At 71.1% G+C, this 20,416-nt stretch carries 16 protein-coding genes; 11 read left to right on the forward strand and 5 right to left on the reverse strand.

The window, feature by feature from the left end; genetic code table 11:
* Window positions 1-103: 103 nt before the first annotated feature.
* Window positions 104-1,789, reverse strand: coding sequence for an AMP-binding protein (locus tag DN771_RS15735; RefSeq protein WP_116998501.1), 1,686 nt, complete (start codon window positions 1,787-1,789; stop codon window positions 104-106).
* A gap of 179 nt (window positions 1,790-1,968) precedes the next feature.
* Between DN771_RS15735 and DN771_RS30085 the strand changes: the two genes are divergently transcribed.
* The 3 genes from DN771_RS30085 to DN771_RS15750 all read left to right on the forward strand — a co-directional run bounded on the left by DN771_RS30085 (window position 1,969) and on the right by DN771_RS15750 (window position 7,677).
* Window positions 1,969-3,297, forward strand: a complete 1,329-nt coding sequence (locus tag DN771_RS30085; RefSeq protein WP_193615375.1) for a hypothetical protein — start codon at window positions 1,969-1,971, stop codon at window positions 3,295-3,297.
* 99 nt (window positions 3,298-3,396) lie between these two features.
* Window positions 3,397-6,948 carry an ATP-binding protein gene (locus DN771_RS15745; RefSeq protein WP_116998502.1) on the forward strand — a complete coding sequence of 1,184 codons (3,552 nt, stop codon included), beginning with the start codon at window positions 3,397-3,399 and terminating at the stop codon, window positions 6,946-6,948.
* 57 nt (window positions 6,949-7,005) lie between these two features.
* Entirely contained in the window at window positions 7,006-7,677 is a 672-nt protein-coding gene (locus tag DN771_RS15750) for an RNA polymerase sigma factor (RefSeq protein ID WP_116998503.1), read from the forward strand.
* A 24-nt stretch (window positions 7,678-7,701) separates the two neighbouring features.
* Here DN771_RS15750 and DN771_RS15755 read toward each other — a convergent pair whose 3' ends face one another.
* Window positions 7,702-7,989, reverse strand: coding sequence for an EthD family reductase (locus DN771_RS15755; protein WP_116998604.1), 288 nt, complete (start codon window positions 7,987-7,989; stop codon window positions 7,702-7,704).
* Between the two features lie 55 nt (window positions 7,990-8,044).
* Window positions 8,045-8,827 carry an arylamine N-acetyltransferase family protein gene (locus DN771_RS15760; protein ID WP_116998504.1) on the reverse strand — a complete coding sequence of 261 codons (783 nt, stop codon included), beginning with the start codon at window positions 8,825-8,827 and terminating at the stop codon, window positions 8,045-8,047.
* Window positions 8,828-8,912: 85 nt separating this feature from the next.
* Between DN771_RS15760 and DN771_RS15765 the strand changes: the two genes are divergently transcribed.
* From DN771_RS15765 to DN771_RS15790, 6 genes are all read left to right on the forward strand, one after another.
* Window positions 8,913-9,749, forward strand: a complete 837-nt coding sequence (locus tag DN771_RS15765; RefSeq protein WP_162942009.1) for a mechanosensitive ion channel family protein — start codon at window positions 8,913-8,915, stop codon at window positions 9,747-9,749.
* Between the two features lie 68 nt (window positions 9,750-9,817).
* The gene (locus tag DN771_RS15770) at window positions 9,818-10,459 is read left to right on the forward strand and encodes an HAD-IB family hydrolase (RefSeq protein WP_162942010.1); all 642 of its coding nucleotides are present in this window, start codon (window positions 9,818-9,820) and stop codon (window positions 10,457-10,459) included.
* Window positions 10,460-10,491: 32 nt separating this feature from the next.
* Window positions 10,492-11,379, forward strand: a complete 888-nt coding sequence (locus DN771_RS15775) for a decaprenyl-phosphate phosphoribosyltransferase (protein WP_162942011.1) — start codon at window positions 10,492-10,494, stop codon at window positions 11,377-11,379.
* Window positions 11,376-12,086, forward strand: coding sequence for a class I SAM-dependent methyltransferase (locus tag DN771_RS15780; protein ID WP_116998508.1), 711 nt, complete (start codon window positions 11,376-11,378; stop codon window positions 12,084-12,086). The genes DN771_RS15775 and DN771_RS15780 overlap by 4 nt, the downstream gene beginning before the upstream one ends.
* Entirely contained in the window at window positions 12,086-13,465 is a 1,380-nt protein-coding gene (locus DN771_RS15785; protein ID WP_116998509.1) for a decaprenylphosphoryl-beta-D-ribose oxidase, read from the forward strand. The genes DN771_RS15780 and DN771_RS15785 overlap by 1 nt, the downstream gene beginning before the upstream one ends.
* Before the next feature lie 32 nt (window positions 13,466-13,497).
* Window positions 13,498-14,256 (forward strand): decaprenylphospho-beta-D-erythro-pentofuranosid-2-ulose 2-reductase, encoded by a 759-nt coding sequence (locus DN771_RS15790; protein WP_116998510.1) that lies wholly within the window; start codon window positions 13,498-13,500, stop codon window positions 14,254-14,256.
* Between the two features lie 59 nt (window positions 14,257-14,315).
* Here DN771_RS15790 and DN771_RS15795 read toward each other — a convergent pair whose 3' ends face one another.
* A complete protein-coding gene (locus DN771_RS15795) occupies window positions 14,316-16,088 on the reverse strand; it encodes a hypothetical protein (RefSeq protein WP_116998511.1) in 1,773 nt (590 codons plus the stop codon).
* A 71-nt stretch (window positions 16,089-16,159) separates the two neighbouring features.
* On the opposite strand from DN771_RS15795, the gene DN771_RS15800 reads away from it, so the two are divergent.
* Window positions 16,160-17,986 carry a 6-pyruvoyl-tetrahydropterin synthase-related protein gene (locus DN771_RS15800; protein ID WP_116998512.1) on the forward strand — a complete coding sequence of 609 codons (1,827 nt, stop codon included), beginning with the start codon at window positions 16,160-16,162 and terminating at the stop codon, window positions 17,984-17,986.
* Window positions 17,987-18,122: 136 nt separating this feature from the next.
* Complete coding sequence (locus tag DN771_RS15805; RefSeq protein ID WP_116998513.1) at window positions 18,123-18,797, forward strand: hypothetical protein; 675 nt, start codon at window positions 18,123-18,125, stop codon at window positions 18,795-18,797.
* A gap of 12 nt (window positions 18,798-18,809) precedes the next feature.
* On the opposite strand, the gene DN771_RS15810 is transcribed toward DN771_RS15805, so the two are convergent.
* A complete protein-coding gene (locus DN771_RS15810; RefSeq protein ID WP_116998514.1) occupies window positions 18,810-20,378 on the reverse strand; it encodes an AMP-binding protein in 1,569 nt (522 codons plus the stop codon).
* Window positions 20,379-20,416: the final 38 nt, after the last annotated feature.

The raw sequence follows: 20,416 nt of genomic DNA on the forward strand, positions 1-20,416 counted from the left end.
CCTGGTGAGGTACGACGTGGGTCGTCGATCTGATGAGCCCACTGTCCACCGGCCGCCTTGTACGGTGCTTGCGGATCGCTTGCACCGCTCCAGCGGAGGTCGTTCAGCCCTCTGTGGAATCGCCCGAGGGATCGACGCGTGCCGACTCCAGCCACTCGGCGGCAGCTGCGGCGCGGTCGGCGCCCGGCTCGGCGACGGCCCGCAACTTGACCTTGTTGACCTTGGCGAGTGTGGAACGAGGCAGTTCGCGCACGACGTACACCTCACGGGGCACCTTGAAGTCGGCGAGGTCGTTGGCGCACGCGGCGATGACCTGCTCGGCAACCCGTTGTTCCGTGTCACCATCGATGTCCCCGGCGACGGTGACGAAGGCGACCGGGACCTCGTCGAGCTTGGCGTCGCGACGACCGACGACGGCGGCCTCGCGGACGGCGCCGCTGGTCATGATGACCCGTTCGATCTCGGACGCCGCGACGTTCTCGGCGCCGACCTTGAGCATGTCCTTGGAACGGTCGGCAAAGGTGATGTAGCCGTCGGCGTGCACGATGACGCGGTCGCCGGTGCGGAACCAGCCGTGATCGTCGAAGCTGTCGGCGGTGGCCTGCGGTTGATTGAGGTACTCGGCGAACATCGAGACGCCCGGTTCGCCGCGGAACAGCAGGTCACCCGTCTCCTCGGCCTCGACGGGGGTCACGCCGTCGTCGCGGACCACGGCGATGCCGTATTCGGGCGCCGGTCGGCCGATCGCCCCCGGCCGGTCGGGCGTGGTGGGGCTGCCGACGATGCCGTGGGAGATCGTCTCGGTCATGCCCCACCAGCCGATCGACTTCGTGCCGAGGACCGAGTCGACCGGCGTGTCGCAGATCGGACCGCCGAGCAATCGGTAGGAGTGGCCGGCGGGAACTTCTCCGGTGGCGCCGGTGAGCAGCGAGCGCAACGAGAGTCCGATCGTGGAAAGAAACGTGCAGCCATGCTCCATCGAGACGTCCCAGAAACGACTCGTGGACCACTTGGGCACCAGCACCATGCGCGCCCCGACCCAGAGCGCCGCCAGCATCGAGTACGAGAGGGCGTTGGCGTGGAACAGCGGCAGGTAGACGAGATGGCAGTCGTCGGCCCGCAGCCCTTCGTGAACGGCGTTGATCCGAGCCCCCCAGAGGGCGTTGGCGTGGGTCCACACGACGCCTTTGGGTCGTGAGGTCGTCCCCGACGTGTATTGCACGCTCATCATGCGGGCAGGCTCGGCGTCGCGGGCCGGAAGCGACCCAGCGGAGCGGCCGGCGGCGAGCAGGGACCGGAACGGGTCACCGCCGCCCGTGACGTCGCTCTCCGTCCCGGCGTCGTGGTCGGTCACCGTCATCCACGACAGGCCAGGAGCGCTCGCCGCCACGAGATCGGCGTAGAGCGGTTGGGTGATCGCCCCGATGACGGCGCTGTCGTCGGCGAAGTAGGCGAGCTCATCACGGGCCGACCGCGTGTTGGTGGTGACAGCGGTGACGCCGAGGGCCGCGCAGGCGAGCCACGAGGTGACGAACTCCGGGCTGTTGTCGAGGTGGATGAGCACGCGATCGCCGGGAACGACGCCCCGAGCGGCGAGGCCGGCCGCCGCGGCCGAGGCGTCGGCGGCGATCGCGGCATACGTCCACGTGCGTCCGACGCCGTCGTACGGGTGCCATTCGAGGAACGCTGCGTCGGGCCGCCGGGCGACCCACAGTTCGAGCAGGGACCACACGTCGGTCCGGTGGCCGGTGGCGGGGATCGAGATCGGTGACTGCATCGGCGCTGGCATGCACGCGTTGGTAGCAGGACCCGAAGCGGCGTTCGTCACCGAAGCGGTCGTTGTTCTCTGGCGAGCTGGCGAGGTGGTCGGAACGGTTCGTGTAACCGGTGGCCCCCGGGGGCCGTCGTGTGGGGAGTTACTCAGCGTTGACGCGCCATCGACCCCACTCACGAAAGAACGAGATCCCCATGTTGCCGACAGAGCAGCCGAACCCTCCCTCCCGCCGCCTCCGGTACCTCGCCGTCGGAGCACTCACGATCGCCGGGTTCTGTGCCGGCGCCACCCCGACCGGGGCCACTGCCACGCCGACGGCCATCGAATCGGCCCACGCGGCGACGCTCGCCCAAGGCGTGATCGACGTCGGGACCGCCGACCATCACTGGGTGCTGCAGGCCTTCCCCGCAGTGACCGCGCCGGTCGACGTGCCGGCGGCGGGCCCGACGTTCGTCATCCCGACCTCGTCGACCGTTCGAGTGTTGGGCGAGGGTGGCGCCGGGCTCGGCACCTCTGTCGAGAACGGCGAAGGTCACTATGTGCCGTCTGGACGCGGCCATCAGTTGAGTGCGGCCGTGGCCGCCGACGTGCTCGAGTTGGGGCTGGCAGGAGGAACCGGCCTCGGCACGTTCCCGTTGACCGAGGGTCTCTACGACTTCGAGCTCGTCCGCGACGTCCTGGCGTCCGGGGAGGCCTTGACCATCGCGGGGGTCCAGGCCGGCTTGATCGTCGTCGTCGGAGGGAGCGTCTCGCTGCCGGACGGGTCGGTACTGCCGGCCGGCTACAACCTGCCGTTCGTCGGATCGTCGGTGCTGACCAACAACAGCGGCGGTCAGTCCGTGGTGTTCGTCGCGACGCTGGCTCCGATCGCCAGCCCGTCGACGGCCGGAGCGCTCCCGTCGACCGTGGCTCCGGCCACACCTGCGGCTGGGGCATCTCCTGCTGCGACACCAGGCAACCCGACGCCCGGCAACCCGACGCCCGGCAACCCGACACCCGGGGGCTCGACCCCGGGGGCCTCGACGCCGGGCAACTCGACGCCGGGCAATTCGACGCCGGGCAATTCGACGCCGGGCAACTCGACCCCGTCGAACTCGACGCCCACCACCGTCGGCGGCGGTGCTGCGACGACGGCTCCCGCGACATCACCTCCGACCACGCAGCCTCCCGCCACCACCCAGCCGCCGGCCACCACCCAGGCGGGTGAGGGACCCTTGTCCGTGCAACTCGTCAGCTGCTCGGGTGGTCAGACACTGAACATTCGGGTCGACGCCAGCGCCGGGACCGGCTATCGGCGCAACGTCCAGTCGGTCAGCGTGTCGCGACAGAACAACGAAGGGGCCTACACGTCCCCGTGGAATCTCTCCTGGATCGGCGAGGACACCGCCGACCACGACGAGTGGTCGACCGCGGGTCAAGTGGTGGGGCAGAACCAGAACATGGGCGACGGTTTGCGGATCACGGCCCGCTCCGTCGGCGGCCAGACACAGACGATCAACACCACGTTGAGCGCGAGCTGCTGACCGCGGCGCAGCCGACCTGACGGGTGCCCCCGGGCCATCCGTCAGGTCGGCGCGCAAACAGCCGCGCCCTCCCGACACCCGCGGGTACGTTCTTGCGCCGTGGGAGGGGTGCATGTCCGGGTGCTCGGCACGGTCGACGTGGGCACCCGTACGGGGCCCCGCTTGACCCTGCGGTCGGCGCCGGCGTCGCTCGTCGGCTTCCTCGCGCTCGCCGCGACCGAGGGGCGGTTCCTCAGCCGTGACCAGGTCGCGTTCGGGCTCTGGCCCGACCGCACCGAGCGCAAGGCGCGCCGCGCGCTGAGTGACACGATCTATCGACTCGGCGGGGCCGCCGGCCCACTCGTCGACGAGCTGCTCGCCCTGAGCAGCAGCGCTGTCGGCCTCGGCCCGCTCGTCACCGTCGATCTCGCGTCGTTCCGGGCCGGCTGCTCATCGCCGCATCCCGCCGAACGGGCCTCGGCGCTCGACCTGGTCCGCGGTGAACTGCTCAGCGGGATCGACCAGTCCTGGGCCGACGACGCCCGGCATGCCCATCAGCGGGAGCTGAGCGGCCTCCTCGCCACGGTCTGGGACGACCGTCGCCGCGTCGGCGATCGGTCCGGCGCGATCGACATCGCTCGTCGTTGGATCGCCACCGATCCCTACGACGAATCGGCACACCGGGCGCTGATGCGCTCGCTCGCCACGGCGGGCGACGTGGCAGCCGCCTCGAGCCACGGCCAACGGTTCGCCGAGCGGTTGGCTGACGAACTGGGCGTCGGACCGTCGCCAGAGACCGTCGAGTTGATCGGCCAGCTCGACGCCGAGCTCGAGGCCGCGGCCAGGACCGTCGCCGCACCGGCGCCGCCCGCCCTGGTCGGGCGGGTGCGCGAACGGGGTCGTCTCGTCGGGCTCGTCGACGCGTGTGTCGCCGGGCGCGGCGGCTTGGCGGTCGTCATCGGTGATGCCGGGTTGGGCAAGACACGACTGCTCGACGAGCTCGAGACTGCGGCCGGTTGGCGCGGGGCTCAGGTCACCCGGGCCGGCGCCGACGAGCGCGACCGGCTGTCGCCGTACGGACCAGTGGTCGACGCCCTGCAGCAGGCGGTCACGCCGTCGCGGCGCCAGGTGCTGAACGACCTCGTCGACCGTGTCTGGCTCCACCAGCTGGATGCCGTGATGACCCCCGCCGATCCCGCCACCGAGGGGATCACCGTGGAGGTCGCCGCACTCCTGCGGCAGGTGCTCGCCGGACTGGCCAGGGTGGCGCCGCAGGTGTGGCTGCTCGATGACCTGCACTGGTCTCCTGACTGGACCTGGGACCTGCTCGACGAGCTCCTGCCGGCCGTGGCCGACCTGCCGGTCCTCGTCGTCGCCGCAGTTCGCCGCGAAGGGCTGGCGTCCAGTCCGCCGGCCCGTGCCGCGGTGTCGAGGTGGGACGCGGCCGGGGTGCCGCTGGTGCCGCTCGAGCCCCTCGCCGACGCCGATGTCGCCACGCTGGCGCGGTCGCTGCTCGACCGGTCCGACGCCGACACAGGGGTTGCCGTCGATGACGTGGTCGAGGCGGCGGGAGGCAACCCACTCGTCGCGATCGCCATGTGCGGGTTGACGGCTGCTCCCCACTCCGGCGCCGTGTCGATCGCCGAGGTGGTCGGGCGGCAACTGGCGGCGATGGCGGTCGATGACGTGGCCGCCCTCGAAACCGCGAGCGTGCTCGGCGACCGCTTCGACTACGGGCTGTGGCGCGAGGTGGCCGCCGACCCGGGGCTCGCCGACCGGGTCGCGACGCTCGAGCGCACGGGTCTTATCGTGCCGGCTGGCCGTGGCTACCGCTTCTCGAACGGGGCGGTCCGGGCGGCGATCGCGACGAGGCTGCCCGCACGCCGAACGCGCGCCATGCACCATCGGGCGCTCGACTCCCTCGCTCGACGCGAGCCCCACCGGCTCGTCGAGCTGCTTGCTCACGCCGAAGGCGCGGGGCTTCCCGCCGAGATCACGCGCTATGCGCTGGAGACGGGGGTCAACGCGCTGGGTGCCTCGAACTTCCGGCTCGCTGCCGAGCACTTCCGCCGGGCGCTCGAGGTGGCGAGCGACGACGATGCTCGGCGAGTGGCGCTGGGAGGCCTCGCCCGGGCGCTGCACGTCCTCGCCGAGCGCGACGAGGAGGACGTCGTGCTGACACAGCTCGAAGCGATCTCCGCGGCCGGCGAGGACGCACACCGGAGGGCAGCGGTCGCCCGCCAACGGTCCCGTTGGCAACTCGCCACCAGTCGCTTCATCGACGCGCTCGACACCGTGGGCCGCGCACTCGCTCTGCTCGACGAATCGTCTGACGACGTCGAGCTCCGAGCGTCGTTCCTCATCGACCGGGCGGCCGCGCTGCGAGCGCTGGGTCGCAACGATGAGGCGGCGGCGGCGGCCGAGGCCGCACGGCGGGCCTTCAGCGCGGCGGGCGCAGCGCTCGGCGAGGCGACGGCGTCGGACGTGCTCGGGGGCATCGCCTGGGCGCGCAGCGACTACACGTCGGCGATCGCCCTCCACGGCGAAGCCGCCGAACGTTTCGCCGAGCTCGGCGCGCCGAGCCACCGGGCCAGATCGTTGAACAACCTCGGGTCGGCGCTGTGGGGCCGGGGCGACTACCGCGCGGCCGGCGAGGCGCACGAAGTGGCGCTCGAGCTGTGCCGGGCGCTCGGCGACCGGCTGAGCGAGGGGGACAACCTCGACAACCTGGGTGGGGTGGCATTCATGCTCGGCGAGCTCTCCACGGCCATCGTCCGATACCGCGAGGCTCTGGCCATCCGTCTCGACATCGACGACCCGTGGGGCATCTCGATCAGCCTGTCCAATCTGGGCGACACGTATCGCGCGCTCGGCGAACCCGAGCGGGCCATCGATCAGTATCTTCGGTCGCTCGAGGTGAACGAACGGGCCGGGGTGGTGCGCAACGATCTCACGACCCGGCAAGGCCACGCGATGGCGCTGCTCGACCTCGACCGCCCAGACGAGGCGTTGTGCGTGCTCGAGATGGTCGCCGCCGGTCATGCGGCCGTCGACGACCATGCCAATCACCAAGAGACGCTCACCGGTGTCGCCCGTGCCCGTCTGGCCCTTGGCGACCGCCCCGGTGCGCTCGCCGCGGCCGACGAGCTCATCGCCCGTCAGCGGTCCGACGACCGGCCCGAACTGCGCCAGATCGTCCACCTCACCGTCGCCGCGGTCCACGACGCGGCCGGCATCGACGAGGCTGCGTGGGACCAACTCGGGCGGGCGGTCGCGGCGATGGAGCAGGCGCTGGCCGGGCACTCACCCGGCGACCGCCAGCGCATCATCGACTCGTTGCCGCACCACCGGAACACCTTGGCCGCCGTCGCCGCAGCGGCGACGACCGTCGAGGTGACCCTCGCCGCGCACGCCGGGGCTCGGCGGGGCGGGGCGGCCGGCGACCGGGTGCGCATCACGTGGACCCTTCGGTGCCCGGGCGACCGCGAGTTGGCGACCACCGAGGGGCGCCGAGCGGTGCTCGCCCGCCTGCTCGCCGAAGCGGCGGCGCAAGGCGGCGTCCCGACCGATGATGATCTCGCGGCGGCGCTCGGCGTGAGCCGCCGAACGGTCCTGCGCGACCGCGCCGCGTTGCGCGGCGGCGCCGGACCTCCAACGCCTGTCACAGTGTGAGTCGATCGACGAGCACACGACGAGATCGGCGCGAGAGGCGGCGCCGATGGTGGTCGCATGTCGATCTTCAACCCCTCCCCGGAACCGGCCGTCGCCCCGATCGACGTGGTGCGCCTGGAACGGTCCATCGCTCGATGTGGCGTCGGTCTGCCGCCCCGACCGGCGGCCCGCACCCGCGGTCTGGGATCGAACACAGCGGATCAGGACGACGCGACGCTGGTCGGAGATGCTCGCGCCGGTGACCACCGGGCGTTCGGCATCTTGTTCTCACGCCACCGCGGCGCCGTGCGCGCCGCCGTCGCCTGCCGAGTACGGGATCGTCATCGCGTCGAGGACGTGGTACAGGACACGTTCCTGAGGGCCTTCCTCCGGCTCGAGCTCCTGCGCGACGCAGCCAACTTCCGGTCCTGGGTCTTGCAGATCGCCCGCAACGCCAGTGTCGACGAGCTACGCCGGCAGCTGCGGGCCCGGCCGACGGACGTGCTTGACGACGACGCCGTTCCGGCCGTTCGCGACGATCCGGCCGAACTCGTCGAGGTTCGCCAGCTCGTGGCCCGGATGGATTCGGCGATGACGCGGCTGGCGACGCGGGATCGTCGAGCGCTCGTCCTCGCCGCCCGGTACGGGTGTGGTCCGGCCGAGCTGGCGGTCGCCCTCGGCGTGTCGCCGGGAGCCGCCAAGGTGGTGCTGCACCGGGCCCGTCGTCGCCTGCTCGCCGAGATCGCCTGACGGCTGGTCGGCGGTCAGATGGCGCTACGCGACGACTTCGCTGACCTGGATGACCGGCGTGATGGTCGTGTAGTTGGCGACGTCGGCCATGATCGCGGCCGAGCCCTCGTGCGCGAGTGCGGCCTGCATCGCCTCCGCCGACTCGAACGTGATGTGGACCGCGGCGACGTTCGGGCCGTCGACGCCCTTGTCGATGGTCGCCGACACGGGATTCCAGGTGGTCTGGCACAGCGGCACGTGGTGGTCCCGGTAGTAGTCGTGGTCGAAGGTGGCACCGTCGCTGGCCGGGTAGAAGACGCTCATGCGGATCATGGCGCGAACGTAACCGACCGTGAGCGGGCCGCTCGCCACGAGCTCCCGTCGGCTGTCAGGACCGAGAGCCCGGGGGAGCGGGTTCGGTCGGCAGGCGGTCGAGTTCGATGCCGAAGTGGTCCCGGTAGGCGGTGAGGACCTCCTCGTCGCTGCCGAGCGTGGTCTCGGTGCGGGTGCCCTCGGCGCTCGTGCGGATGAGGAGGTGGCCGGCGAGCGTGACCCGGCCTCCGGCGTCGAGCCGCGAGCACGTCGGACCTTGCGTGAAATGGCTGTCGGGCGATGTCTGCTGGAACCAGCACATGGCGGCGAAGTCGGCGAGCTCGAGGGGACGTGGATCGGTGCGGCAGACCGGTGCGCCGTTCCACGACACGTCGACGAGACCGTCGCCGGTGTCGGCCAGTCGATAGACACCGGTCGGGTCGGTCTGGTCGACGCGGTCGGTCCAACGCAACGGCTCGGTGGCGAACCGCCCGAACCCGACGTCGACGAGGTGCGGCTCGTCGGCGTCCGGCCACGTGGCCACGAGCTGCATGTGGTCGAGGGGCGGGCCGAAGCGGCCCCCGCCCCACACGCGCGAGCCGAGCCGCTGCACGTCGGCCCCGAGGGCGTCGAGCAGGTCGGCGAAGAGACCGTTGAGCTCGTAGCAGAACCCGCCGCGCCGCCGGTGGACGACCTTGTCGAAGAGGGCATCGGGATCGATCGTGATCGCCTTGCCGAGATGGATGTCGAGGTTCTCGAACGGGACGTGGTGGAGGTGGAGGCGCTGGAGGTCGGCGAGCGGGGTGTCGCGGGAGGCCCCGATCCGGGCGAGATACTCATCCACCTGCTGCTCGTTCATCGCCGCTGACGGTAGCGAGGGATGAGCGGCCGTGAGCTTCGTCACGTGACTGTAACAATGGCACGCAGTGTCCCATACTGGGTACGTGTCCGCAGTGCCCGTCTCCGTCGTCGTGGTCGCCGCCCTGGTTGTCGGTGCGGTGATCCTCACCCGTCTTTCCGGCGTCGTGCTCCGACGCGTCGTGCGACGGGTCGCCGAGCGCAGCGCGGTGGCCGGCAGTGTCACGCGCTGGTGGCGCGCCGGGACGTCGCGCGGCGTCCTCGACGTGGTGGACGGGGGCGAGCGCCGCCGGCGCCAGCGGGTCGATTCGGCGTCCCGCATGCTCAACCACGTCGTCGCCATCGTCGTGTGGATCGGCGTCACGATCGCCGTCTTCCATGTGCTCGACGTCGACGCCGCGTTCTTCCTGTCGAGTGCCGGGTTCATCGGCGCCGGTGTGGCGATCGGCGGCCAGCACAAGGTCAACGACTACCTGACCGGCCTGTCGGTCCTGTTCGAGGACCGCTACGGCGTCGGCGACACGATCGTCGTCGAGTTGTCCGGGCGGGACCCGATCCAGGGCGTCGTCGAGCACGTCGGGCTGTTCACCACCCGTCTCCGCGACCAGGAGAGCACGCTGCACGTGCCCAACGCCGGTCTCGTGCTCGTGCGCAACTTGAGCCAGAGCGCCCACATCGAGACACTGCGGCTCCACGTGCCCGAGGAATCCGACGCCGGTGTCGATGAGCACACCGCCGCCGACGCCGTGCGCCGCATGGCCGGCCAGGAGCATCTCACCGACGTCATCTTCGTGGGCGACATCGCCGCCGCCCGCCGTGGCGACGGCGACATCGACGTCGCCGTGCGTACCGCCCGTCCGCTCGCCACCCGCGAGCGTGAAACCCTTGTCCGCCGCGCCGAACGCTCCCTCCGCGCCCACTGACGGTCCCGCCGCGACGTCAGCGTGACGTGGCCGGAGGCGGTGCCGTCCGGTGTGGCAGCATGGCGGCCGTGTCGCCAGCAGGAGTGTCCCGTGACGTCGTCGCCGCGTTCGACGTCGACGGCACCCTGACGACCCACGACTGCGTCGTGCCCTTTCTCCGGCGCGTGGCGGGCACGGCGCGGCTCGCCGCCGGCCTGGCCGCGCGGCCGCACCGGCTTGTCCCTGCCCTCGTTCGCCGCGACCGGGACGCGCTGAAGGCGTTGTCCGCCGACGTGGTGTTCCGGGGCCGTTCGGTCGCCGCGGTCGCCGCCGAGGCGACGGAGTTCGCCCAGGCCGTCCATCGCGACCGGCTGCGCCCCGACACCGTCGCCACGCTGCGGCGGCACCAGGCCGACGGGCACACGGTGGTGCTCGTGTCGGCGTCGTTCGCCGTCTATCTCCATCCTCTGGCCCGGCTCCTCGGGGTGGACCACGTCGTGGCCACCGAGCTCGAGACCGACCAATCGGGTGCGCGGTACACCGGCGCGCTCGAGGGACCCAACTGCCGGGCTCACGAGAAGGTGGTGCGCCTGCATCGCTGGCTCGACGAGCGCGACTCGTCCCGGGCCCGAGTGGAGTTGTGGGCGTACGGGGATTCGTCGGGGGACCGGGAACTGCTCGCCGATGCCGATCACGGGGTGTGGGTCGCCGGAGCGGCCGCCGCGGCGTGATCGTCGACGACGGTCTGGACGGGGCCGCAACCGTGAGTCGTCCGCCGCTCGCTCGCGCCCTGTGGCAGACGGCGAGGCCGCTGCAGTGGCTGAAGAACCTCCTCGTCTTCGCCGCGCCCGGGGCGGCCGGCGTGCTCGACGATCCGTCGGACATGGGCAAGGCGGTGATCACCTTCGTCGCCTGCTGCTTGGCCTCGAGCGGCCTCTACTTCTGGAACGACGCGTTGGACGTGGAGTCCGACCGGCGGCATCCGGCGAAGCGCCACCGGCCGATTCCAGCCGGGCAGCTCGGGATCACGATGGCGATGGTCATCGGCACCGGACTCATCGTGGCCGGCCTCGCCCTCGCCGGAGCGACCGGCCGCTGGCAGACCGTGGCGATCGTCGGGGTCTACGTGGTCAGCACGATGGCGTACACGCTCTCGCTCAAGCACGTCGCGGTCGTCGACCTCGTCGTGGTCGCGTCGGGATTCGTCCTGCGCGCCGCGGCAGGCGCCGTGGCCGTGGACGTCGGCATGTCGAGCTGGTTCGTCCTCTGCACCGTCTTCGGCTCGTTGTTCATCGTGACCGGCAAGCGCTACGCCGAGCTCCGCGAGATCGGCGACGGCGCGGCGGAGATCCGCCGCACGCTCGGCTCGTACACGCCCGGCTACCTCCGCATCGTGTTGACCGTGGCGTGTGGCGGCGCCCTGCTCACGTACTGCCAGTGGGCGTTCGAGCGCAAGGAGATGGTGGGGAGCGACCGGCCGTTCTACGAGCTGTCGATCGTGCCCATGCTCACCGCGCTGCTGCGGTACGCGCTGGTGCTGGAGAACGGCAAGGGAGCCGCTCCCGAGGAGGTCTTCGCCAACGATCGTGTCCTCCAGCTCCTCGGGCTCTGCTGGGTGGTCCTGTTCGGACTGGCCGTCTACGTCCGATGATCGAGGGCTGGCTCACCGACGAACAGGCAGTGATGCTCGCCGCCGCGGCCGAGCGCTGCCCGCCCGACGGCGAGATCGTCGAGATCGGCAGCTTCCGCGGGAAGTCGACCATCGTCCTGGCGACGCACGCCCCCGAGGGCGTCGCCGTGGTCGCCATCGACCCGCACGCCGGCAACGACCGCGGCCCTCAGGAGATCGACGGGTACGCGGCCGAGGCGGCGTCAGACCGTGCCGCGTTCGAGCGCAACCTCGTCGACGCCGGGGTCCGCCACAGGGTCAGGCACGTCGCCCGGTTCTCTGCCGATGCGCACTCCGACGTCCACGGTGAGATCGACGTGCTCTTCATCGACGGAGCCCACCGCTACGGCCCGGCCCGGGCGGACATCCGCGACTGGGGCGGGCGGGTCACCGACGGGGGCACGATGTTGATCCACGACTCGTTCTCGTCGATCGGCGTCACGCTGGCGATCGGGCGGGAGCTGGTCGTCGGGGGGCGGTTCCGCTACGTGGGGCGGTCGCGATCGCTCGCCGAGTACCGTGCCGATCTCTCCGGCGCCGGTACCCGAGCCCGGTTGGCCAACGCCGGCCGGCAGCTCCTGCAGGGCGGCTGGTTCGTGCGCAACGTGGCACTCAAGGTGTTCCTGACGGCGGGCGGACGCCCGCTCCTGCGCCTGCTGCGCCTCCCGATCCCGGACTGGCCGTACTGATGCCGGCGGGCACCAGCGGACGCCGGCTACTCACGGGCTGGGGCGGCACGGCCGCATCGGCGACCGAGGTCGTACGCGCCAGCGGCGGCGACCTCGCGGGACTGCTCGGCGTCGTCCGTTCGGCGTCTCGCCGCGGCGTCATCGCCCGTGGGCTCGGCCGCAGCTACGGCGACAGCGCCCAGAACGGCGGCGGACTGGCCGTCGAGTTGGAGCAGGGGCCCGAGACGATCAACATCGATGCTCGGACGGCGACCGCCACGGTCGGAGCCGGCGTGAGCATCGACGACCTGCTGCGCGCCAGCGTCCCCGCCGGCCTGTTCGTGCCGGTCACGCCGGGCACCCGGTTCGTGACCGTCGGCGGCGCGATCGCCAGCGACATCCACGGCAAGAACCACCACGTCGACGGCACGTTCGGGCGTCACGTCCGCTCACTGCGCCTGCTGCTCGCCGACGGCGACGTCGTCGAACTCAGCCCCGACCAGCGGCCGGACCTGTTCTGGGCGACGGTCGGGGGGATGGGCCTCACCGGCATCATCCTCGAAGCGACCGTCGCCATGCTTCCGATCGAGACCAGTCGGTGCACGGTGGACACCGAGCGGGTCGCCGACCTCGACAGCCTGCTCGCCCACATGGACGCCGACGACGACGCATTCCGCTATTCGGTGGCGTGGATCGATCCGATGGCGAGTGGCCGCTCGCTCGGCCGCAGCATCCTCACCCGCGGCGATCACGCGCGCGTCGACGAGCTCCCGCCCAGGCAGGTCGCCGGCGCCCTCGAGTACCGGCCGGGACACCTTGCCACGATCCCACCCGTGGTGCCCGGGCCCGGCGTGATGAACCACGCGACGATCAGCGCGTTCAACGAGATGTGGTACCGCAAGGCGCCGCGGCGGCGCGTCGGTCAGATCATGTCGATCCCGCAGTTCTTCCACCCGCTCGACGCGGTCGGGCACTGGAACCGGCTCTACGGCCGGCGTGGCTTCGTGCAGTACCAGTTCGTCGTGCCGTTCGGTGAGGAGACGGCCCTGCGCAACGTGATCGAACGGCTCGCCGACGCCCGCGCGCCGAGCTTCCTCGCCGTGCTCAAGCGCTTCGGTGCTGCCAACCCGGCGCCGCTCAGCTTCCCCCGACCGGGCTGGACGCTGGCCGTCGACGTCCCGGCGGCCACGTCCGGACTCGCCGAACTGCTCACGGAGCTCGACCGGCTCGTCCTCGATGCCGGCGGGCGGCACTACCTCGCCAAGGACAGCGCCACGACGCCGGAGGCCATTCGCCGCGGCTACCCGCGGCTCGGCGAGTGGCGCACCATCCGCGATGCGGCCGACCCCATCGGCCGCTGGGTCAGCGACCAGAGCCGCCGCCTGCGGCTCACCGCGTGAGAGCCCACGGCCCGCAAAGGAGAATGACGTCCATGGAGAACGCCCTCGGTGAAGTGCAGACGATCGTGCTCTTCGGTGGCACGAGCGAGATCGGCCGGGCCATCGTCGACCGCCTGCTCACCCCGGCGACGACGACGGTGGTGCTCGCCGTTCGTGATCCCGAGTCCGTGTCGATCGCCGGGACCTCCCTCGAGCGTCCCGGTCTCACCGTCGACGTCGTGGCGTTCGACGCCGCCGACACGGACACTCACCAGGGCCTCGTCGACGATCTGGTCGCCCGTCACGGCGACCTCGACGTGGTGATCGAGGCGTTCGGACAGCTCGGCGATCCCCACGTGCTGGCCGCCGACGCGGCGGCCGCGGCCGCCCTGGTGCACGTCAACTTCACGGGGTCCGTCAGCGTGGCCACGGCCGTCGCCGCCCAGTTCCGGCGCCAGGGTCACGGTCGACTGGTGGTGCTCTCCAGCGTGGCGGGGGAGCGGGTGCGCAAGGCCAACTACGTGTACGGGTCGTCGAAGGCCGGTCTCGACGGGTTCGCCCAGGGACTCGGCGATTCCCTGGCGGGCACGGGCGCGTCCGTCCTCGTCGTGCGTCCCGGCTTCGTGACGTCGAAGATGACCGCCGGGCTGAAGCCGGCACCGCTGTCGACGACTCCCGAGGCGGTGGCCGACGCCACCGTGAAGGCCTTGCGGTCGGGGAAGCGAACGGTCTGGGCACCGGCGGCCCTGCGCGTGGTGTTCAGCGTCTTCCGCCACCTGCCCGGGTCCGTCTGGCGCCGCCTGAAGGTCTGAGCGCGACCGACGAGCCGCCGACTGACGGTTGGGACCAGGCACCAACCGTCAGGTCGCGCTCAGCAGCGGTTGTAGAGCCGGACGAGGCCGCCCTGGTACTCGCCGAAGAGGCAGAAGTCGTCCTTGATCACCTGGTTCGGTTCCGGTGAGCCGAAGTCCATCGACGAGTTGGGCTCGTCCCAGCCGGCCCAGAACGCCGTGAGGATCGCCCAGTCTGCGGACCGGAGGTCGTCGGCGAGCCGCGACCCCGCCTTGTTCGCCAGGCCCGGATCCATCTCGATGTAGTACGTCGCCGGCTCGAGCTCCGGGAACATCCAGTAGAACATCGAGTCGCTGTACCACGTGCGGCTGAGGTCCATCGGTCCGACGAACAGCAGCTCGCCCGGCGTGGACCACTGGTCGAGGACGTCGATCACCTCCTGCGAGGCGAAGGCCGCGTCGACGGCGCCGAAGTAGAAGCTGCGCGGCCCGCGCTTGACCTCGATCGCCTCGGGCACCCGGCCGAGGCTCACCCGTGACTGGAAGAGGTAGTAGCGGAACGTGAACAGGGACGTCAGCGTGAACGCGAGCACCACGGCCGCAGCCATGCCGACCGCGACGCCGAGGCGTCGTGGGCGACGAGGGTGCCAGCGGCGCACCAGATCGGCCACGAACACCACGAAGAACGGCCACGACACGCACGTCACCCACGTGAGATGGGTGGAATCGGGGCGTTGCCACGCCTGCGGCAGGATGCCGACCGACACGATGGCGGTGACGAGCAGCGCCGTCGAGCGGCCGTCCCGCTCGCCGCGGCGGCGCTGCCAGATGGCGAAGCCCAGCATGGCGAAGGCGATGAGGAACATCGCGAAGAACCACAGGAACAGGGCGTTCGACGCCGCGACGTGGGGGAACGGCCACCACGGCGGCACGGTCTCGGCGATCCGCTGCAGCGCACCGTCGAGCCGGCCCCACGACGGCGGCCGCGGGAGCTCACGCCCGGCCCGGAGGTGGAACACGGGGTCGAGGAACATGCCCCGCCAGATCGCCGCCGGCCCGGCCATGGCGAGATGGACCCACATCGGCACCATGCCGACCACCGCTCCAGCGAGCACCGTCAACCGAGATGCCCGAGCCTCTGCGGCGCGGCGGTGGCGCCACAGCACCCAACCCAGCACGGCGCCGACGGCGATGACGAGGTCGGGGCGATAGGTGAGGGCGAGCGCCCCGAGGAACCCGGCGACCGCCCAGGCCGCCCGCTGGCTGCGGCCCGAGACGTAGGTCGAGCGGACGGCGAACACGCCGCACCACAGCGTCAGGGCGAGCCCGCCGTTCCACGCCATGGCCGACAGCCCGATCGGCGTGAGGATGTAGAAGATGGCGAGCGTGCCGACGGCGGTCGCTGCCGCCCGCCCCCACGGGCGGGCCAGCGTGAACAGGGCGAGGATGATCCCGACGTGCTGGATCAGTCCGAACGTTCGCTCGGCGGCGAGCGTGTCGCCGAACAGCCGGTACCAGAACATCAGCACGTGCAGGGCGCCCGGCCCGTAGAGGTGTAGGAAGTCGACGTTGGGCACGTCGCCCTTCCAGATGCGCTCGGGGAAGTAGAGCATGAAGCCCTCTTCCATCGTGCCGCCGGTGAAGTGGTAGAGGCCCTTCAGCGGCAGGGCCACGATGGCGGCGATGAGCACCAGGCCGAGCCAGGTGCCGACGGCGCCGCGGTCGCGGCGGCGCAACCCGCCCGACCCGCCGAGCACGAAGGCGGTGCCGTCGTCCGATGCCGTTCGTGGCGAGGGGGACGGCGTGGCGACCGGCGCGGCGAGTGGCTCCAACGCCTGGTCGTGATCGGTCACAAGCCCTGCAAACTACCGGTACTGGACCGTCCCCCTGGTGACCAGAGGGGCCGCACTAGCCTCGCCTGCTTGTGACCGGCGCCCCTCGATCGCTGCCGCGCCCCAGCGCGCTCGCCGGAGCGGTCGCCGTCGTTGCCCTCCCGCTCGTCATCGCCGCCATCGCCCTCCGCGCCGATCACTGGTATCCCGTGCTCGATCTGGCGATGACGGAGTTCCGGGTGCGCGACGTGTTCAGCTCACACACGCCGATCATCGGCCTCCCCGGCCGTATCGGCGAGTATCCGAACCAGGGGAGTCACCCCGGTCCCCTCAGCTTCTACCTGCTCGCGCCGACCTACCGGCTGCTCGGCTCGTCGTCGTGGGCGCTCCAGGTGTCGGCGGTGGTCGTGCACGTGGCGGCCGTCGTCACCGCCTTGTGGATCGGCCGCCGGCGCGGAGGACTCGCCGGTGTGGCGGCCGTGGCCGCGCTCCTCGCGGTCGTCATCCGCGGGTACGGCCAGCTGCTCCTCACGCAGCCGTGGAATCCCTACCTCCCGCTGTTGGCCTGGATCGTCGTGCTGCTCGCCGTGTGGTCGGTGCTCGCCGGTGACTCCCTCATGCTCGTGCCCCTCGTCGTGGCGGCGTCCCTGTGCGCGCAGACCCACGTGCCCTACCTCGTCTCGTGCGCGGTGCTGACGATCGGTGCGCTGGTGTACGCGGCGTCGCGACCCGGCACCAGCCGCCGTCATGCCGCGATCGCCGCCGGTGTGGGGGTCCTCCTGTGGCTGCCACCGATGCTCGATCAGCTGGTGCACGACCCGGGAAACGTGCGCAAGCTGCTCGACCACTTCTCGACGCCGAGCGAGCCGGTGATCGGCTTCGGCGACGGTGTCCGCCTGGCCCTGCGCCACCTCGACGTGTGGGCCGGGTTCGTCGGCGATCTCGGCGGCAGCGGACAGTTCGTGTCACCGTCGTCACCGTGGCGTGGGGTGGCGACGTTGGTGGTGTGGGCGGTGTCCGTCGCCGTCGCGTGGCGGATCGGCTCGCGGACGCTGAAGTGCCTGCACGTCACGGTCGCCGCGGCACTGGTCCTGGGGTTGTTCTCGATGGTCCGGATCTTCGGCCTCGCGTGGTACTACCTGACGCTGTGGGCGTGGGGGACCACCACGATTGCCGTCGCGGCGATCGTGTGGACCGGGTTGAGCCTCGTTCGCAATCTCCGGCCTCGCCATGCGGGATCGGCTCGGCCTGCGGTCGCCGGGGCGGCCGCCGCGCTGGCTGTGCTGGTCTCGGTCTCGTCGGCGGTCGCCTTCGCCGACGCCGAGGTGCCTGAGGAGCGTCTGAGCGAGGCGGTGGCGGCGCTGTCGGGACCCACGTACGATGCCGTCGTCGCCGGGCTGGGGGTCGCCGACGGGACCGGCGTGCCGTACCAGGTGCGATGGAGCGACGTCGCCGACATCGGCAGCCCGGGTTTCGGGTTGCTCAACGAGCTCGAGCGCCGCGGGCTCGACGTGGCCGGCGACGAGTTCTTCGACGTCCCACTCACCGCCTACCGATGGCGGGACCGCTCGGCCGACATCGCCCAGATCCATCTGGCGACCGGGGCCTGGATCGACACGTGGGCGGCAGTCCCTGGCGCCGTGCTCGTGGCGTCCTACGAGCCGCGGGACCGGCAGGAGCAGGTGCTGTACGCCGAGACGAGGCAGCGCGTCATCGATCGGATGCGGGCTGAGGGACGGTCGCCGGAGCTGATCGGCAATGTCGACTGCAACCTGTTCCTGACGTCGCTGAGCACGGCGCTCTCGTCGGCCGACCTCGCCGACATCGAGCTCCTCCTCGAGTTGGGCCAGCCGATGGCCGTGTTCATCGCGCCGGGCGACGCCGATCCGCCCCCCGGTGGCCCCTGCGGCTTCGTCTGACCGGGCGCCGCACGTCTCCGTCTCCGCGGAGATCGATGTACAACTCGAACGGATGGCGCGACCATGGAGTTGCACCGAAGGGAGATCCGCCATGGGCGAGAGACGACGGAGCCGGTTCGCAAGCATTCGGGGTCTGGTGGGCGCGAGCGTTGCGCTCGTTGCCCCGTCGATGCTCGCGCAGTCGCCTGCGGGTGCGGCGACCGAGCTCGATCAGCCGGCGATCTGGCCGGCGGCCGATGTGGTGTTCGCCACGCCCGAGGAGGCGGCCGCGGACTTCGTCTCCGAGGTGCTCATCTCGGAGGGAGACCCGGTGCTCGGTGAGTTCCAGCAGGGCGACGCCCGCAGCGGGGAGATCGCGGTGTTGTTCGCCGGTGAGACCGGCGACCTCGACCCGCCGCGCCAGTCGGGCGTGCTGCTCATGCGTCAGATCGGGCCGACCGACGGCTGGTACGTGATCGGCGCGACGAGCGACGGCGCGGTGATCGACAGCCCATCGGCGTCGCAGCGCGTCCCCGCCGGCGCCCTCACCGTCTCGGGTGTGGGCCGGGGATTCGAGGGGACCCTGGCCGTGGCGGCATTCCCGCCCGGCGACGCCACCGGCACGTTCGACCGGCAGATCGGTGCCGGAGGAGCGTTCGAGGAGCTCGAGCCCTTCAGCGTCGACCTCGATCTGTCCGGGGCCGCAGCAGGTGAGGTCGTGGTGATCCTGGTGCGCGGTGACACCGGGCTGGGCAGCGATCCGGGCACGTTTGCCGCGGTCCCTGTGGTGGTCGCCGCCGGGCCATCGGTCACGGTCCCGCCGACGAAGTAGGAGCTGGCGCGGTCAGGGAGCCGGCACCGCCGCGCGCTGCCGGTAGTCCTCGCGCAGCTCACGCTTGAGTGGCTTGAGCGCTCCCGACAACGGGAGCGCTTCCGTTCGCAGCTCGATGGACTTGGGCACCTTGTAGCCGGCGATCCGCTCCCGTGCGTGGGCGATGATGTCGTCGGCGGTGATGTCCGACCCGGGCTCGAGGACGACGATCGCGTGGACCTGCTCACCGAGCACGTCGTGCGGGACACCGATCACCGCGACCTGGGCGACTCCGGGGAGCGTGGAGATCGCGTTCTCCACCTCGATGGAGTACACGTTCTCGCCGCCGGACACGATCATGTCCTTCACCCGGTCGACGAGGTACACGTACCCCTCGTCGTCCACGTGGCCCTCGTCACCGGTGCGGTACCACCCGTCCGTCATCACGGCGGCCGTCTCGTCGGGGCGACGCCAGTACTCGCGCATGAAGTTGCCGCCACGCGCCCACACCTCTCCGTTGTCGCCGCTATCGACCGGGCGGCCCGACTCGTCGCGCACGCTGATCTCGACGCCGAGCACAGGGCGGCCGGCGGAGCGCAGCACGCGTCCCCGGCGTCGGTGATCGTCCGGGGTGAGGAACGTCAGCACCGACGAGCACTCCGTCATCCCGTAGCCCTGCCAGAGATCGACCTCGGGGAGGAGCTCGAAGATCCGGTCGAGGAGAGCCGCAGGCATCGGCGACGCCCCGTAGACGAGGTCGCGCAACGACGCCAACCGCGACGGGAGGAAGTCGGGGTGGTTGAGGACCATGGCGATCATGGTCGGCACCATCATCGTCCAGTCGACACTGTGACGTTCGATCACCTCCATGACCTGCGAGGGCTCGAACAGTGGCACGAAGACCGAGGTGCCGCCGATCGCCGGGATGCCGATCACTCCGCCCATCGACGCCGCGTGGAACATGGGCGTCTGGTGCAGGTACACCCGTCGGTCGCTCATCTCGACGGCGATCCCGATGTGGTACAGGTTGAGGATCTCGGCCCGCTGTTCCAGCACAGCGCCCCGGGCGCGGCCGGTGGTTCCACCCGTGTACATCAGGACGGCCGGGTCGGTCTCGTCCGGCTCGGCGGGGGCCACGGGCCGGGCGGCGTCGATGAGGTCCTCGTAGCGCACATCGTGCGGTACGTCGCCGTCACCGATCAGCACCACCTTCCGCAGGGAGAGCTCGTCACGGACCGGCGCGATGTTCCGGGCGAAGTGCTCGGCGAAGACGGAATCGACGAACACGACCGTGGCGCCGGAATCCAACAGGATGTCCTGCAACTCCCGGCCGGCCAGGCGAAGGTTGAGCGGGTTGATCAGGCCGGCGCCCAGCATGCCCGCGTGGTACAGCTCGAGGAACTCGTGGCCGTTGCAGGCCATCACGGCGAAGCGGTCGCCGCGCTCGAGGCCGAGCTCGTTGCGTATGGCGTCGGCGAGTCGGAGCACTCGATCGGAGTGCTGACCGAACGTGGCGCGGTAGGCGCCGTCGTGGAATCCCAGCTTGTCGGCCCACCGCTCCATCGCCGGCCGGAAGAGGCGGGGGAAGATCAGTTCTTTCATCGGGTGTGTCCTCGTGGGTGATGGTGGTGGTCGTGGTG

This window comes from Desertimonas flava (assembly GCF_003426815.1).
Taxonomy (GTDB): Bacteria; Actinomycetota; Acidimicrobiia; order Acidimicrobiales; family Ilumatobacteraceae; genus Desertimonas; species Desertimonas flava.

What these genes read in the sequence shown, in the direction of transcription:
- DN771_RS15735 (WP_116998501.1), bottom strand. Translation starts at nt 1,789, where the DNA reads ATGCCAGCGCCGATGCAGTCACCGATCTCGATCCCCGCCACCGGCCAC.
- DN771_RS15785 (WP_116998509.1), top strand. Translation starts at nt 12,086, where the DNA reads ATGCCGGCGGGCACCAGCGGACGCCGGCTACTCACGGGCTGGGGCGGC.
- DN771_RS15750 (WP_116998503.1), top strand. Translation starts at nt 7,006, where the DNA reads ATGTCGATCTTCAACCCCTCCCCGGAACCGGCCGTCGCCCCGATCGAC.
- DN771_RS15755 (WP_116998604.1), bottom strand. Translation starts at nt 7,989, where the DNA reads ATGATCCGCATGAGCGTCTTCTACCCGGCCAGCGACGGTGCCACCTTC.
- DN771_RS15760 (WP_116998504.1), bottom strand. Translation starts at nt 8,827, where the DNA reads ATGAACGAGCAGCAGGTGGATGAGTATCTCGCCCGGATCGGGGCCTCC.
- DN771_RS30085 (WP_193615375.1), top strand. Translation starts at nt 1,969, where the DNA reads ATGTTGCCGACAGAGCAGCCGAACCCTCCCTCCCGCCGCCTCCGGTAC.
- DN771_RS15790 (WP_116998510.1), top strand. Translation starts at nt 13,498, where the DNA reads ATGGAGAACGCCCTCGGTGAAGTGCAGACGATCGTGCTCTTCGGTGGC.
- DN771_RS15780 (WP_116998508.1), top strand. Translation starts at nt 11,376, where the DNA reads ATGATCGAGGGCTGGCTCACCGACGAACAGGCAGTGATGCTCGCCGCC.
- DN771_RS15810 (WP_116998514.1), bottom strand. Translation starts at nt 20,378, where the DNA reads ATGAAAGAACTGATCTTCCCCCGCCTCTTCCGGCCGGCGATGGAGCGG.